12 protein-coding genes are annotated in these 15098 nt (G+C 48.2%); 2 read left to right on the top strand and 10 right to left on the bottom strand.

The annotated features are described in order from the left end of the window. Position 1 precedes the first annotated feature (1 nt). The 4 genes from thrA to AC5SV9_RS15145 all read right to left on the bottom strand — a co-directional run bounded on the left by thrA (position 2) and on the right by AC5SV9_RS15145 (position 4665). Complete coding sequence (gene thrA, locus AC5SV9_RS15160; protein WP_475150934.1) at positions 2 to 2461, bottom strand: bifunctional aspartate kinase/homoserine dehydrogenase I; 2460 nt, start codon at positions 2459 to 2461, stop codon at positions 2 to 4. A gap of 265 nt (positions 2462 to 2726) precedes the next feature. Next, positions 2727 to 3689: a GGDEF domain-containing protein gene (locus AC5SV9_RS15155; protein WP_475150936.1), complete on the bottom strand. Its 963-nt coding sequence runs from the start codon at positions 3687 to 3689 to the stop codon at positions 2727 to 2729. Next, positions 3689 to 4303 carry a chemotaxis protein gene (locus AC5SV9_RS15150; RefSeq protein WP_134051779.1) on the bottom strand — a complete coding sequence of 205 codons (615 nt, stop codon included), beginning with the start codon at positions 4301 to 4303 and terminating at the stop codon, positions 3689 to 3691. Before AC5SV9_RS15150 ends, AC5SV9_RS15155 begins: the two co-directional genes overlap by 1 nt. After that, positions 4300 to 4665, bottom strand: coding sequence for a response regulator (locus tag AC5SV9_RS15145; protein ID WP_475150940.1), 366 nt, complete (start codon positions 4663 to 4665; stop codon positions 4300 to 4302). The genes AC5SV9_RS15150 and AC5SV9_RS15145 overlap by 4 nt, the downstream gene beginning before the upstream one ends. Before the next feature lie 184 nt (positions 4666 to 4849). Here AC5SV9_RS15145 and AC5SV9_RS15140 point away from each other — a divergent pair, with 184 nt between their 5' ends. Beyond that, positions 4850 to 6598 carry a sensor histidine kinase gene (locus AC5SV9_RS15140; RefSeq protein ID WP_134051786.1) on the top strand — a complete coding sequence of 583 codons (1749 nt, stop codon included), beginning with the start codon at positions 4850 to 4852 and terminating at the stop codon, positions 6596 to 6598. Positions 6599 to 6642: 44 nt separating this feature from the next. Beyond that, positions 6643 to 7542 carry a recombination-associated protein RdgC gene (locus AC5SV9_RS15135; RefSeq protein WP_475150942.1) on the top strand — a complete coding sequence of 300 codons (900 nt, stop codon included), beginning with the start codon at positions 6643 to 6645 and terminating at the stop codon, positions 7540 to 7542. A 9-nt stretch (positions 7543 to 7551) separates the two neighbouring features. On the opposite strand, the gene AC5SV9_RS15130 is transcribed toward AC5SV9_RS15135, so the two are convergent. The 6 genes from AC5SV9_RS15130 to nqrF form a co-directional block, all read right to left on the bottom strand. Next, positions 7552 to 8394, bottom strand: coding sequence for an HDOD domain-containing protein (locus AC5SV9_RS15130; protein ID WP_475150944.1), 843 nt, complete (start codon positions 8392 to 8394; stop codon positions 7552 to 7554). 23 nt (positions 8395 to 8417) lie between these two features. Next, complete coding sequence (locus tag AC5SV9_RS15125; RefSeq protein WP_475150946.1) at positions 8418 to 11069, bottom strand: hybrid sensor histidine kinase/response regulator; 2652 nt, start codon at positions 11067 to 11069, stop codon at positions 8418 to 8420. Between the two features lie 120 nt (positions 11070 to 11189). Next, entirely contained in the window at positions 11190 to 12479 is a 1290-nt protein-coding gene (locus AC5SV9_RS15120) for an NCS2 family permease (protein WP_475150948.1), read from the bottom strand. A gap of 66 nt (positions 12480 to 12545) precedes the next feature. Beyond that, on the bottom strand, positions 12546 to 12758 hold the full coding sequence (nqrM, locus tag AC5SV9_RS15115) for a (Na+)-NQR maturation NqrM (protein ID WP_134051802.1): 213 nt from the start codon (positions 12756 to 12758) through the stop codon (positions 12546 to 12548). A gap of 12 nt (positions 12759 to 12770) precedes the next feature. After that, positions 12771 to 13796 carry an FAD:protein FMN transferase gene (locus AC5SV9_RS15110; protein WP_475150952.1) on the bottom strand — a complete coding sequence of 342 codons (1026 nt, stop codon included), beginning with the start codon at positions 13794 to 13796 and terminating at the stop codon, positions 12771 to 12773. A 62-nt stretch (positions 13797 to 13858) separates the two neighbouring features. Beyond that, positions 13859 to 15091 (bottom strand): NADH:ubiquinone reductase (Na(+)-transporting) subunit F, encoded by a 1233-nt coding sequence (nqrF, locus tag AC5SV9_RS15105; protein ID WP_134051806.1) that lies wholly within the window; start codon positions 15089 to 15091, stop codon positions 13859 to 13861. Between the last annotated feature and the right edge of the window lie 7 nt (positions 15092 to 15098).

Raw genomic sequence — 15098 nt, 5'->3', positions numbered from 1 at the left:
ATTACACCTGCTGCTGCCAGCCAAGCGTGCGCATGACATCACTGAACACACCGGCAGATGTCACTGCCGCACCGGCGCCGTAACCACGTAATACGAAGGGTATTGGCTGATAATAACGGCTATGGATCGCAAGCGCGTTTTCACCGTCTTTCACTTTCGCCAGCGGATGAGATGCGTCTAAGGCTTTTATCGCAACTTTACATTTCCCCTCAACAATCTCACCAATGTACCTGAGCACTTTGCCTTCTGCCGCGGCTTGCGCTAAGCGCTTAGCAAAAGCACTGTCTAATTGTGGCAACTGCGTCATAAAATCATCTATAGGCGCACTTTGGGCAAAGCCTGAGGGTAAAACAGACTCAACCTCAACATCACTGAGTTCCAGCTTCATACCTGCTTCCCGGGCTAATATCAGCAGCTTACGGGCAACATCCATACCGGATAAGTCATCACGCGGGTCTGGCTCTGTAAAGCCCATAGCTTTTGCTTTGCGGGTAACCTCTGACAACGACACACCCGCTTCCAGCTCACCGAAAATATATGACAATGAACCGGACAAAATACCTTCAAAAGCCACCAGTTCATCGCCGGCATTCAGCAAGCCCTGCAAAGTGTCAATGACCGGCAAGCCTGCACCGACGGTTGTTTCATATAAAAATCTGCGCCGGTGCTGCTGCGCAACATGCCTAAGCTGCTGATAATACGCCAGCGACGCGGTATTGGCTTTCTTATTAGGGGTGACCACATGAAAACCTGCCGTCAGAAAATCGGCGTATTGGGCTGCAATCTGCTCTGAACTGGTGCAATCGATCAGTACCGGATTAGTCAGATGCTGCTGCTGAGCAAACTGGCTCAATGCAGTTAACGAAAACGGCTGATTCACACCTTGCAACTGCTGCTGCCAGTGCTGCAGATCAATGCCATCGTTATTCAGCAGCAACGCCTTGCTATTGGCGATACCATAAACCGTGACTTTTACCTGTCGGCTGTGTAAAAACGCCTGCTGACGCTGAATTTGTGCGAGTAATTCGCTACCGACTACGCCACAGCCAACCAGAAACACATCAATGCTCGGGATATGGCTGAAAAAGTTCTCATGACACACCTTCACCGCATTTTTGCAGGCTGCCTGCTCCACCACCGCCGAAATAGATCGTTCACTGCTGTCCTGCGCTATTGCCACCACGTTAACTCTGGCCTGCGCCAGAGAAGCAAAAAACTTCGCCGCCACACCCCGGTGTTGACGCATACCATCGCCGACCAGGCTTACAATAGCCATGTCAGATAAAATATTCAGCGGCCGCAGCAAGCCGGTTTGCAGCTCAAGCTCAAACTCCTGCTGCAGTGCTTTTTTAGCAGCGCTCAGGTGCAGTTGCGGCACACAAAAACTGATACTGAACTCTGAAGAGGATTGGGTAATCAGACTGACTGATATTTGCGAGCGCGCCATAGAGGCAAACACCCGGCTAGCCATACCTACCACCCCCTTTAACCCGGGGCCGGATACCGTTATCAGCGCCAGATGCTCTAAGCTGGAAATACCTTTAACCAGGGCATCACCTTCGCCGGCGTTATCAATACAAGTACCCGGAGCCGATGGATTAAGAGTATTTTTGATATAACAGGGAATATTGTACCGGGCCAGCGGGCCTATGGTTTTAGGGTGCAGTACCTTGGCACCAAAATATGACAGCTCCATCGCTTCATCATAAGATAAACGGTCAATCAATTTAGCATTCTTAACCTGCCGCGGATCTGCACTGTAAACACCATCAACGTCAGTCCAGATCTCGCAAGCCTCAGCACGGATACTGGCTGCCACTACCGCGCCGGAATAATCAGAACCATTGCGCCCCAACAGGCAGGTTTCGCCCTGGGCATTACTGGAAACAAAACCCGCAATAACATATACCTGCGCATTCTGGGCTGCGATGGCCTGAGACAGTGTCACCTCAGAGGCAGCAACATCGGCAGTGGCATTTAAATAGTCACCACTACTTTTAACCAACGAGACAGCATCTAACGCCACTGTTTGTACCTGACTGGCGTTTAGCATCGATGTCATCAGTGCCACGCTAAACTGCTCTCCAAGCCCAAGGATCTGCGCTTTAATATGATCCGGGCAGTGTTTCAGCAGTGAAATACCGGTTAGCTGAGCGTCCAGCTGCGCTAACTGCTGTAGCGCAATTTGTTGCGCCTGCTCTAATGTTGCTGTGGGAAAGGCCGCCGCCGCATCATCAGCTAACTGCTGATAACGTTGCTTAAGCTGCTGCAGTACAGGCCTGAAATCAGAACCAAGATAGGCTAAATCTGTCAACTCAACCAGGGTATTGGTGACACCTTGCGGTGCAGATAACACCAGACATATACGATCCGTAGTAGTCAGTTGCTGGACAATTTTTGCAACCTCGGCAAAACGCTGAACTGACGCCAGCGACGATCCACCAAACTTGAGCACTCTCATTTTAAACTCCTTGCGCATAATTAATTGTTATTGTCCGTTATCGTACTACCTGGTTAAGCAACAATAGCTCCGTATGCCGAAGCCAAAAAAAAGACCCGTGACATTTGAGGTCACGGGTCTTTTTTAAAGACAACACACCGCCGACCTCCTACCCCGAAGGGGTGGTGGTAATAATAATGGTGGTGAGTACAGTCGTTTTTATTTTCATGGCTTTCACTATGCACAGACTTTTAGACGTCTGTCAATGGCTAATTCTTGCAACCGGCTATTTTACCTGTTTCAGATAAACTTCAGCAGGCTCCTGCCAGGCTATAACTCTGTTACGCCCCTGCCGTTTGGCGTTGTACAACGCCATGTCAGCTTGCTGAATAAGTTCGTCAGCTGTCTGACCTTTAAAGCTGCTGACACCTATGCTTACCGTTACGCTGAGGGTTTGGCCATTAAAAAGCAGCTGATGTTCTGCCACCGCTTTACAAATGCGGTTTGCCACCAGAACGGCCCCCTGCAAATCTGTTTCTGGCAATACCACACCAAATTCTTCTCCGCCGTAACGGCCAAGTAAGTCAGTGTCGCGCAGTAAAGCACCTATAATGGCAGAGAGCTCAACCAACACCGCATCACCTCCCTGGTGACCGTATTGATCATTCAGCTGCTTAAATTTATCAAGATCAAACAGTAACAACGCTAAAGAATGCTGATAACGAACAGCCCTTGCGACTTCATAGCCCAGCTGTTGCTGCCAGTAACGGCGGTTATAGACACCGGTTAAGCCATCAGTACGATTGGCCTGTTCCAATTGCGCCATGCTTTGCTGCAACTGAAGCTGATATACATAAGCATCTGTTGCGTCTTCAATCAGCATGCAGACATAATGTGAAACGCCATCCGGCGCGGTAAGCGGCAGCATAGTGCAGTTCTGCGCCATATAGAGGCTGTCACTGCTAAGCGGGCGTAAGTGCGGCAATTTCAAAATATATTGCCGTTGTTCCCAGCTACTAAATGCCGGAGCCTGTAATGACAACACGCCATCTAATTTACGGTGTAACCAGGCTCGGGGCAAATCATCAAACACATCGTATACCAATTGACCCTGGGTATGCTCAAGCCGCTTGTCCGCCCGTCGGGCAATAAATTGATTAAAAAACACTATCTGGTGCTGGTCATTAAGCACCAGCACTCCGGTATTCAATTGGGCGAGTAACGGTTGCAATAACCAGTCTAACTGCATCAGAAGCTAGCCAGAATTTGATCCAGTATTAAACGCAGTCGCAGTACTGCTTCACCTGGGATCAGTAAAATCATGTCGCAATTAAAGCTATAGTCGGTCAGCTGATAACGGATATCAACCTGTAGCGCCAGCTGCCATTGCTCTGCTGTAGAGGCAAGTTTTTCCGCAAAGTGCTTGTCCCGGCTGGATAAAATACGTGGCGCCGCGTAGGAGAAACTATTATCGAGCTGTTCTGCCAAACCATTAAGAAACGTCGTCGTTAAAACTGAGCTGATATCCGTTAGCATTTCAGCTTCTGAGCTGTCATCGTCGCTATAGCCCAGCAACTTAGCGATTACCCCTACATTCTCCAGCTGATACAGCATGATGGTTTCACCACGCAGCCCCTGATCGCCAAAAAAGCCCAGACTAATCATGGTGACACTTTGCTGCTGATGCCGGTCGGCAAAATGCTCAGGTAGCTGCTCCGTCTTCACCAGTTTAATAGCAGGCACCTGCAAATGCACCAGCGTATTCAGGTAGCGCGCCAGCTTGTCACTGGCTAACCCCATAGCAACATTAACCAACTCTTGCAGGCAGTCGCGCTGCTCTTCGCTAAATTGGAAATCTGTCATATTAAACCGTACTTATGCATCACATCGGCTAACTTGGCTGCACTGGCAGGTTTCTGGATAAACGCCAGCGCCCCCAGCTCCATTACTCTTTTTTGCATTTCGGGCTGAATATCCGCTGACACGACTATCACCAAACAATCCATAGCGTCTGCTTTGATCGCTTCCAGCACACCGATACCGTCCAGTTCCGGCATCGTTAAGTCGAGAAACACCAGCCCTATTTCCTGTGAGCGTAACGTGTCCAATGCTTCAACACCATTGCTGGCTGTCACAATATTGGCATCGAACTCTGCGGGAAGGGACTTCTTTAATTGGTTACGGGCGAGTAAAGAGTCATCACATATTAACGCGTTTAAAGCCATGTCTGCTGCCTGTTTGTTATAGTGGTTCTTGGCAATATCTGGTCAAAAAATATATACATTACGCCACTATAAAGCAATATCTGCGCTATAAATAGCCCAGATCAACATGGGCTATTTGCAAACAGCCGGTTATTGGTTATCGTAGAGCCATAAAAGCAATTTTAATTCGCCACAAGGTACCTTCATGCAGCATAAAAGCTTATCCCGTAAGCTATTAACCAAAGTATTGTCGGTCTACTTCATTCTGACATTTGTGGTTACTCTGGGGCAAATTGTTGCTGAGTACTTTAATACTAAAGATCATATCAACGGCGAACTTGAAACACTGCAGCAGACGTTTTCCGGCAGCCTGACCCGTGCCATATGGGAGCTTAACACCCAACAGGCAATGATTATCGCTGATGGCCTGCTGGCCATTCCCGCGATAGAAGGCATTATCGTTCGCGATGACAGCGGTGCCGTCATTACGCAGCTTGGCCGTTATATCAATATCCAGGAAAGATTCAGCACACAGCTGGTACGTGAAGGTGTAAGGCTGACTGAGCAACAATCAGGCATTTTTGGTTACACCTTTCCGCTTATTTTCGAATTTTCAGGCCGGGCCACCCAGGTAGGCGATGTCACGCTGTTTTCAAGCCGGGCGGTAGTTATAGACCGGATAAAGGTGGGCATATACTTTTTGGTCGGTAACGCGATGCTCAAAACCACCTTTTTGATCATTTTGTTTTTAATGGCATTTCGCAAACAGCTGACATTACCCCTGACCGAACTGACGCAACAGATTGAAGATTTAGAGCTGGATCAGCTGGATGGCGCCAAAGTGGAAATTCAGCACGATGACACCTCTGAGCTGAGCGTAATGGCCGACGCTTTTAACCGGCTGATTGGCCGGGTACAGGATTATAAAAATCAGCTTGAGACGACACAAAAGCAGCTACTACTATCGAATGAAAAACTGGATCAACAAAATCTGATGCTGGAGCAGGAGGTTGCGCGCAAAACATCAGGTTTAAGCCAGGCAATGATGGATCTGCAGCAGCAAAAACAAGAGCTTGAAGTTAAACAACAGAGCTTACGTGAAGAAATTGAACGTCGCCGTCATACAGAAGGTGCGCTGCGTGGCAAGCAGACTGAGTTGGAAAAAATTGTCGACGATTTAAAACAAGCGCAGGATCGCTTAGTGCAATCGGAAAAAATGGCGGCCCTGGGCGGTCTGGTTGCCGGCATAACCCATGAAGTGAACACCCCGGTTGGTATTGGCGTAACAGCAACCAGTTTTCTGGCTGAAAAATTACAAGCATTGTCAGTAGCCTACGCAGACAAAACTCTGACACCTAAAATGCTGGAGCACTTTATCGAAGAAGCAAGCCAGGGCACGGAGCTGCTGCAATCTAACCTCATACGGGCTTCTGAGCTGATCGCCAGCTTTAAACAAATAGCAGTGGATCAGACCAGTGAAGCCGTGCGTACTATTAATCTGGCGGATTACCTGCATGAAGTTATCCGTTCATTGCAACCTAACTTTAAAAAGACTCACCACCAGATTGAAGTTAATTGCCCGGACAATATCGTGCTAAGTTGCCCTGCCGGTGCTATCTCACAGATTTTTACCAATTTGCTGATGAATTCCTTAATTCATGGTTTTGAAGACATGGAAGATGGTTTGGTGCGCATTACCGTGTTAGATGAAGACGATAATGTTGACATTAAATACAGCGACAATGGTAAAGGCTTAAGCCCGGATCAGCTGGAGAAACTGTTTCATCCTTTCTTCACCACCAAACGTGATCAGGGTGGCAGCGGCCTGGGTACGCACATTACCTATAACCTGGTGCGCCAGACGTTAGGCGGCAGCATTCAGGTAAGCAGCGAACCCGGTAAGGGCCTGCATTACCATATTTGCTTTCCAAAAAACCTGAAAATCCAGAGCTAAACCACGTTATACTGCCTGCCGAGTTTTTTTGTGTAGGTTAAATTATGTGGTTTAAAAATATCCGGGTTTACAAACTCAGCGCGCCGTTAAGCACAGATCCCGCCGTTTGGGAGCAGGCGCTGACAGAATTCAAATTCACCCCGCTCACTGCACAGGAAGCGGTCAGAAGCGGTTTTAGCTTTCCACTGCATGTCAGCATTAAACAGTATTGCCATGCTTGTCAGCATTTGTTGTTTTTCGCGCTGAAACGACAGGAAAAAATATTGCCTGCTGCCGTGATTAACGAAGAAATGCAGCCGAAACTGGAGGCAATGGAGCAGGAAAAGGGCCGCCCGCTGAGCCGTAAAGAGAAACAAAGCCTGAAGGAAGAACTGCAGCTGAGTTTACTTCCCCGCGCCTTCAGCCGTTCCACTCTGACACAGGGTTACTACGATCCAGAAAATCAGTGGCTGGTCATTAACAGCGGCAGTGCTTCTAAAGCTGAAGACGTCTTGGCGTTGCTGCGCAAAGCGCTCGGCTCTTTGCCAGCCCTGCCCTGGCTGGACAACCATAAACTCAATACACACCTGCAGTTATGGCTGCAGAATCAAGCGCTGCCACAAGGGTTTGTGCTTGGTAGTGATGCTGAGCTAAAAGCGCCGGATGACGAAGGCGCTAAAGTCAAGTTCAGCAACCATTTGTTAAGTGCTGATGAAGTGCAAAGCCATTTACAGGATAAACTGGTTACCAGCATAAGCCTGGAACAGGCTGACGCCATTTCTCTGGCTATAACTGACGATGGCGCTATTAAACGCATTAAGTTTCATGATGTACTTACCGGCCAGAATGATGAACTCGGCTGGGAAGATTTAACCGCCCGCCTTGATGCCGATTTAATGCTGATGGCATCTGCGCTAAACCAGGCCTTACTCAGTATCAGCCAACAGGTTGGCGCTGCAGAGTAAAGCAGCAGTTTAACTGAACATTGCCCGGACATCCTGATATACCGTTTGTATGTCAGGATGTTGCATAAAGTCCGCCTGCGGCACCAATTGCAAATTCACATAGTAGGCCAACAAACGCTGCTGTAAATCCTTGTCACTGTATCCATCCCGGGCTATGACGGCCAGTCTGATAAAATCTGTGTAACCCGGGCCTGGCTTTTCAGGCTGCAGCTTCTGCCAGTTCAGTGCAACCTGATGAAAAGGCTCATCAAAACTCCAGGCATATAGAATTCTGACACTGACATCTGTTGCCAAACGGGTAGCTACAAATAATAAGAAGCGCGAATCGCCTAATAAGTCTTGCTGCCGCTCAGCTTCGGTAATAAGGGGCAAAGCGCCAATATTGTGCACCAGTGCCATTAATGTCAGCACATCTTTATTTAACCCCGTTCTTGCAACCCGTCCGTTGTAATAGGCCAGGCATGCCGCTGCAATACAGGCCACATCTATGCTGCTTTGCCACAACATATCCAATTGCTGCTGCACTTGTTTGTGTTTTGATACAAATACCTGCTCCAGCGCCATTGCCACAGCTATATTACGGATCTGGCTAAGACCAATGCGTGTGACGGCCTGATTCAGTGTATTGACTTTGATAGACCGCCCCATAAAAGCACTGTTGGCAACTTTAATCATCCTGGCTGCCAGTGCCGGGTCCTGGGCAATAATATCGGCCATTTCAATTAAGCTGACGTTTGGATCAGCAGACCGTTGTCTGACCTTCAGTGCTATATCCGGCAGTGTTGGTAGTACCAATTCATCGTGTTGGATTTTATGCTGCAGGATCTGCAGTAACTGCTGCTGTGCGGTCATTCTATCTCCTTAGCACGTCAGAATCATTGAGCTGCAGGCACATGCCGGCTGATGATCTGCGCCATAGCACCGAGTAATATTTCAGATTCGCCACGCAACTGCTTGTTGGCACTGCGCTCCAGCTTACCCGCCAATTCAGTCAGTTCAGGGTATCCCATGCTGCCTGCACTACCTTTAAGACTGTGTGCTGCATAAGCGAGATCTCGCCAGCGCAAAGCGTCAAAATGCTGTTCCAATTCAGTCAACAGTTGTGGTAACTGAGCGGTGAATTGCTGTTTTAACGCCAACATTTGTGGATCAGAGGCGAGCTGCTGAGCCAGTGTATCTGCCTGTAAAGTTAAACCTGAGCCATACTTGGTCAATATAGCCAACAAATCGGCCTGTATCACAGGTTTAGGTAAAAGTCCCTGACAACCGGCCCGACGGTAACGCTCTAAATCTTCAGACATCACATTAGCTGTTACCGCAATAACGGGTGTATCTATACCGGCATGGCGGATAAGACGGGTAGCTTCTTCGCCTCCCATTAACGGCATCTGCATATCCATAAAAATCAGGTCAAAGTCTTCCGCCAGCGCTCTCTCAACCGCTTTGTGGCCATTATCAACCAATTCAGCACTGGCATTAGCTTTCTCCAGCATCAGCTGCAGCAGCAATTGATTATCCGGGTTATCTTCAGCGACCAGAATATGCAGCTGATGCTGTGCTACAGCGTGCTGTTTATCTTTCCCGCTTGGTGTCGTCTCTTTAACATAACTATCCAACAATAACGTCTGAGCCGAGCTGCAATCAAACACCAGCTCAAAACAGCTGCCAATACCTTTAACGCTCTCAACCCTAATGTCACCGTTCATCTGCTGCATCAGCTTTTTCGATATACATAAGCCAAGCCCTGTACCGCCAAAATTGCGGGTTACTGTGGCATCAGCCTGGACAAAGGGCTGAAAAATACGGCTGAGCTCATCGGCAGTCATGCCGATCCCACTGTCTTTAACTTTGATGGACAATTGGTTGGTTAACACGTCAAAGGAAACATCAATAATAATCTTGCCTTTTTGTGTGAATTTGACAGAGTTGCTGGTCAGGTTTAATAGTACCTGCCGAAATCGCAGTGCATCGTTATACAGTTTTGCAGGTAAAGGGAAATGTAAATTCAGTAAGCACTGTAACCCCTTACTTTCGGCCTGGCTTCTGGTCAGTAGAAACACATCTTCGATTAGCGCCAGACAATCGAACGGTTCATAATTCAGCTCCAGTTTTTCGGCTTCAATTTTTGATAAGTCGAGAATATCATTGATCAGATTCAGCAGATGATCCCCGCTTTTCAGTACACGCTGCAGATAATCCTGCAGTTTACTGCTATCACGCTCACCTTGTGCCTGCTCAGAAAAGCCGATAATCGCGGTCAGTGGTGTGCGGATTTCATGGCTCATATTGGCCAGAAACACACTCTTGAGCCGGTTCGCCTGTTCAGCCGCTTCCCGGGCCAGAATAAGTTCCTGGTTCGCTGCCGCGAGATCGTCGTTGGCCCTTGCTAAATCCTGCGTACGGCGCAACACCTTGTCCTCCAATTGTTGCTTATACGCCCGTTCACGCTCGCGATAAACCCTAAGCTGACGAACCATCACATTAAACGCGGCAAACATATCGCCAAGTTCATCCTGCTTTTTCACTTCCAGCAAGGTGGATAAGTCTCCACGACCCACTGCTGTTTTCGCAGCCGTCAGCTGCTTGATGGGTTCAAAAATGTTACGGATCAGCAACCAGTACACCAGCAAAGGCAAAATCAAGCTCACCATCACGGTCAGCAAAATCAGTACCAGCGATAACGTGCGCTGTTGACGGGATATCTCGTTTTCATCTAAGCCATATAACAGCTGGTAACTTCCCGGCAAACTCTTGCCAAGCAGCATACGTTGCTGCCCCAGCAACAGCTCTGATGAAAAGGTATCTGCATCGATACTACGTTGTATGGCTCTGAAGTTGGTCGGTGCAAAAGCACTGCCAATCAGCGCCGGATTATCAGCATAAGTAATAGTCGCCGCTTTACTGATAAGTAAAGTGACACTGTTAGGCGTATGGCGATAGCTGACAACTTCGGCAAAAATATCGGGGTTTACCACCACCACCAGATACCCCCATAACCGTCTGGACTCCGTGACCGAACTGCCATACAGCTTATGGGCAAAGAATAACTGCAGCTTTTTACTGTCAATGTCTTCAGCCAGAAAGTACCCTTCTTTATCGACCTGCGCTTGCAGTGAAGAAAAGTACTCATTACGAAACCGGTTGGGTAAGGTGGAATATTCCGTTCTGGCTGGTAACTGCAACTCATAGTCACCGTTGAGATTGATCAATTTCAGTGAAACTATTCTGCGATCGGCACTGACAAATTGCTTAAACTGTTGTTCAACGCCACTAAGAGTATCTGAAGAGGACTGCTTAATATACTGCTGTAGCAAGGGGCTTTGTGCCAACATTGCCAGACGGATTTGCTGCTGCTGTAAAAAATCACTTAACTGCAATTGCTGTGCTGTTAACGCCTTCTCCGCCTGAAAATAGGCCTGTTGCTGAAGATACTCTTTACTAAACTGGTACGCCAGATAGCCAAATGCCATTACCGGCAGCACCAGCAACGGCAACATATAAGCTACTAGGGTCTCACGTAATTTCATCCTTGTCCTGACGTGTCTGCTGAGCGATGCTTAGCACGTTAATGTACTGCTACAGCATAACCAGCATACATCACTGCGACAAGTACTAGTTTAAACACCAGCAGCAATACTCCCCAGATCTTATCCCCAGATAAATTTGCTAAGAAATACCAGCGCCAGTACCCAAACACTGAGCGTTGTTTGCCGCAATTTACCGGTCAGCAAACATAACAGTGCATAAGTAATAAAGCCCATACCTATGCCATCGGAGATAGAAAATGTCAGCGGCATCATGATCAGAACGACTGATACCGGCACGGCCTGAATAACATCGTCCCATTTTACGTGCTGCAAACTGCTTAACATCAGCGTGGCAACATACAGCAGAGCGCCGGCAGTTGCGTAGGCGGGCACCATAGCCGCCAATGGCGCGAACCAGAGCGCTGCCAGAAACAGGCCTGCCGTAACGACAGCCATCACGCCTGTGCGTCCACCCGCTGCAACGCCACTCGTGCTCTCAACATAACTGGTCGTCGTAGAGGTTCCCAGCAATGCTCCTGCGATACTGGCTGAACTGTCGGCTATCAGCGCTTTACTCAGATCAGGGACTGTTCCGTCTTTCTGCATCAGGCCTGCTTTGTGAGTAACCGCAACCAGGGTGCCTGAGGTATCAAACAAATCCAGAAATAACAGGCTGAGAATGACGGGCAGCATACTAAGCTGTAACGCGCTGGCAAAATCCAGCTGCATAAAAGTCGGCACCAGTGAAGGTGGCACAGATATCACACCGTCAAATTTTGTATCGCCCATCAACAAAGCAGCCACAGTTACCAGCAAGATACTGATAAGTACTGCACTGTGCCAGCCCCGGTGTGCCAGCGCAAAAATCACAAAAAAACCTGCAACGGCGACCAGAACCTGAGGGTTGTGCAGATCACCCAGCTTCACCAGCGTTGCCGGACTGGCGACAATAATATTGGCAGTTTTCAAGGCGATAAGCGCCAGAAACATACCAATCCCTGCAGCAATCCCCATCTTTAATGGCAATGGAATGCTGTTGATAATCCACTCACGTATCCTAAAAATACTCAGCAACAGAAACAGGCAGCCGGAGAAGAAGACAGCTGCCAATGCGGTCTGCCAGCTATGCCCTTGTTCCAGCACTATCACATAAGTAAAAAAAGCGTTCAGCCCCATACCCGGCGCCAGCGCAACCGGCAAATTTGCCAGCAGCCCCATCACAAGACACCCCAGAGCTGCGGCCAGACACGTGGCGACAAACACCGCACCGTGGTCCATTCCAGCCTGAGCCAACATCGATGGATTAACAAACAGTACGTAAGACATCGCCATGAAGGTGGTAATACCGGCGACCACTTCCCGCTTCACTGTCGTACTGCGTTCAGTCAGCAAAAAGAATTTATTCAACAAAAGCCTTTCCCCGAAAAACAAAAAGCTGGCAATGCGCCAGCCTTTCATTTTACTAAAACCGAACAATCAGACAATTTTATTCTGTTGCCAGAATTTTTCCTTTTCCATGCGTTTTTGTCTTTTCTCACAGGGCTTATCGCAATCGCACGCCTTTTCGATGCCGATTTCGCCAAGGCCACCGCAGCTGCCTGCAATAGTTTTACGCTGCAGCAGAAAGCCAGAAGCCATTGCTACAACTACCAGCAAAAACAGGCCAAAAGTCAGTAAAAATAGGGTCATATCTGCCTCCGCTTACTCGGTCAGAAAAGGTTTAAATGCGTCCGATGCCAGTTCAGTAAAGCCATCTTCGGTTTTCACTACCAATAATGCAGCGATATTATACCGGTTTGCAAAAGCAATTGCTTCCTCTGACGGCATAACATTTAGTGCTGTCGCGTAACCATCTGCTGTCATGCACGAAGGATGCAGTACCGTCGCAGACACAGTCTTATGTTGTATCGGCTGCCCGCTGCGGGGATCGATAAGATGTGAATAACGGATGCCATCTTCTTCAAAGTAGTTACGGTAATCACCCGACGTAGCCACGCCCATATCGCCAGTTTGCAAAATGCGCTGTACTGAGCGTTCAGCATTAACTGGTTTCTCTATCGCAATCTTCCATGGTTGTGAGTCCGGCTTACTGCCCTTAATACGCATCTCACCGCCGATTTCAACCAGATAATTATCGATACCATTATGCTCCAGAATCTCAGCGACTCTGTCTACCCCATACCCTTTAGCGATGGTCGATAAATCGACGGCCAACTGCGGCACTGATTTAGTCAGACCGTCAGCCGTTAACGTCAGCTTCTGGTAACCTACCACTGAGCGTGCGTTATCAATATCAGCCTGCTCCGGCGCATGCTCGATACGGCCATGAGCACCAAACCCCCACAGCTCAACTAAGGGCCCAACAGTAACATCTAATACACCATCAGTTTGCTCAGCAAGACGCAATGCTTCGGCCACTACTACCCGTGTCTGTTCTGATAAAGGAAATGCCTTGCCAGAGTCGAAACGGTTGAAGCGCATTAGCTCAGACTCCGGTCGGTAAGTTGACATCAAATCATTGACCAGTTCTAACTCGGTATCAATTTGCTGTTGCAGTGCGGTAGTATCCAGAGCCTGTCCACTATATAGTTTGACGACGTAATAGGTTCCCATCGTGCTGCCGTTAAGCTGCACTTGTTCATTAGCTGGCTTAGCCGGGCTGCACGCTGCGATAACGCTTATGATGATGCAAATAAAGCAGAGTTTAACGGAAGAAATTGTATGCATAGCAGTTCCAGATAGCAGAAGGGGCAGCCTTACGGTCGCCCCTTTTGTTGTCACATTAAATATTAGCCGCCGAAGTCGTCTAACAGGATGTTTTCATCTTCAACGCCAAGATCTTTAAGCATATTGATCACGGCTTTGTTCATCATCGGAGGACCACACATGTAGAATTCGCAGTCTTCAGGTGCTTTATGGTTTTTCAGGTAGTTCTCATAAATTACGTTATGAATAAAACCTGTGTAACCGCTCCAGTTGTCTTCCGGTTGCGGATCAGACAAAGCAACGTGCCATTCGAAGTTGTCATTCTCTGCTGCCAACATGTCAAAATCTTCTACATAGAACATCTCGCGCTTAGAGCGGGCACCATACCAGAAAGTGATCTTACGCTTAGATTTCAACCGGCGCAGCTGATCAAAAATGTGTGACCGCATTGGCGCCATACCAGCACCACCACCGATAAATACCATTTCAGCTTCGGTTTCCTTAGCGAAGAACTCACCAAACGGGCCGGAAATCGTCACTTTATCGCCTTCTTTCAGGCTCCAGATAAAGGATGACATCTTACCGCAAGGCAACGTCAAATTATTTGGTGGCGGCGTAGCGATACGCACGTTCAGCATGATAATGCCTTCTTCTTCCGGATAGTTTGCCATTGAGTAGGCGCGGATAGTTTCCTCGTCTACTTTTGACTCCAGGCTAAAGAAGTTAAAACGCTCCCAGTCACCACGGAACTGCTGTGGAATATCAAAGTCTTTGTACTTCACATGGTGTGCAGGTGCTTCAATCTGAATATAACCACCGGCACGGAACGGAACAGATTCGCCATCAGGGATTTGCAGCTTCAGCTCTTTGATGAACGTTGCTTTGTTATCGTTAGAGATAACAGTACATTCCCATTTTTTGATGCCGAAGATTTCCTCTTCAACTTCAATTTCCATATCAGTTTTCACGTTAACCTGACATGACAAACGGCAGCCTTCACGCGCTTCACCTTTGGTAATATGGCCTAATTCAGTTGGCAGAATTTCACCGCCACCTGATTTAACGTGCACACGACACTGACCACATGAACCACCGCCGCCACAAGCTGATGATAAGAAGATACCTTTATCAGCAAGCGCGCCTAATAGTTTGCCGCCGGCTTTGGTTTTAATGGCTTTGCTCGGGTCACCATTAATGCCGATGGTAACGTCACCTGAGGCAACCAGCTTAGATTTAGCCGCTAAAATGATAACGACTAACGCCAGAACCACCAGGGTAAACATGCCAACGCCAAGAAATATGTCTAAATTTTCCATCTTGTCT

Source organism: Rheinheimera sp. ATLC3 (assembly GCF_059429535.1).
The sequence above is the reverse complement of the archived record's forward strand: the minus strand, read 5'-3'. Positions and strand labels throughout refer to the sequence as shown.

What these genes read in the sequence shown, in the direction of transcription:
- nqrM (WP_134051802.1), bottom strand. Translation starts at nt 12,758, where the DNA reads ATGACCCTATTTTTACTGACTTTTGGCCTGTTTTTGCTGGTAGTTGTA.
- AC5SV9_RS15145 (WP_475150940.1), bottom strand. Translation starts at nt 4,665, where the DNA reads ATGGCTTTAAACGCGTTAATATGTGATGACTCTTTACTCGCCCGTAAC.
- AC5SV9_RS15155 (WP_475150936.1), bottom strand. Translation starts at nt 3,689, where the DNA reads ATGCAGTTAGACTGGTTATTGCAACCGTTACTCGCCCAATTGAATACC.
- AC5SV9_RS15140 (WP_134051786.1), top strand. Translation starts at nt 4,850, where the DNA reads ATGCAGCATAAAAGCTTATCCCGTAAGCTATTAACCAAAGTATTGTCG.
- AC5SV9_RS15110 (WP_475150952.1), bottom strand. Translation starts at nt 13,796, where the DNA reads ATGCATACAATTTCTTCCGTTAAACTCTGCTTTATTTGCATCATCATA.
- AC5SV9_RS15150 (WP_134051779.1), bottom strand. Translation starts at nt 4,303, where the DNA reads ATGACAGATTTCCAATTTAGCGAAGAGCAGCGCGACTGCCTGCAAGAG.
- AC5SV9_RS15135 (WP_475150942.1), top strand. Translation starts at nt 6,643, where the DNA reads ATGTGGTTTAAAAATATCCGGGTTTACAAACTCAGCGCGCCGTTAAGC.
- thrA (WP_475150934.1), bottom strand. Translation starts at nt 2,461, where the DNA reads ATGAGAGTGCTCAAGTTTGGTGGATCGTCGCTGGCGTCAGTTCAGCGT.
- AC5SV9_RS15125 (WP_475150946.1), bottom strand. Translation starts at nt 11,069, where the DNA reads ATGAAATTACGTGAGACCCTAGTAGCTTATATGTTGCCGTTGCTGGTG.
- AC5SV9_RS15130 (WP_475150944.1), bottom strand. Translation starts at nt 8,394, where the DNA reads ATGACCGCACAGCAGCAGTTACTGCAGATCCTGCAGCATAAAATCCAA.
- nqrF (WP_134051806.1), bottom strand. Translation starts at nt 15,091, where the DNA reads ATGGAAAATTTAGACATATTTCTTGGCGTTGGCATGTTTACCCTGGTG.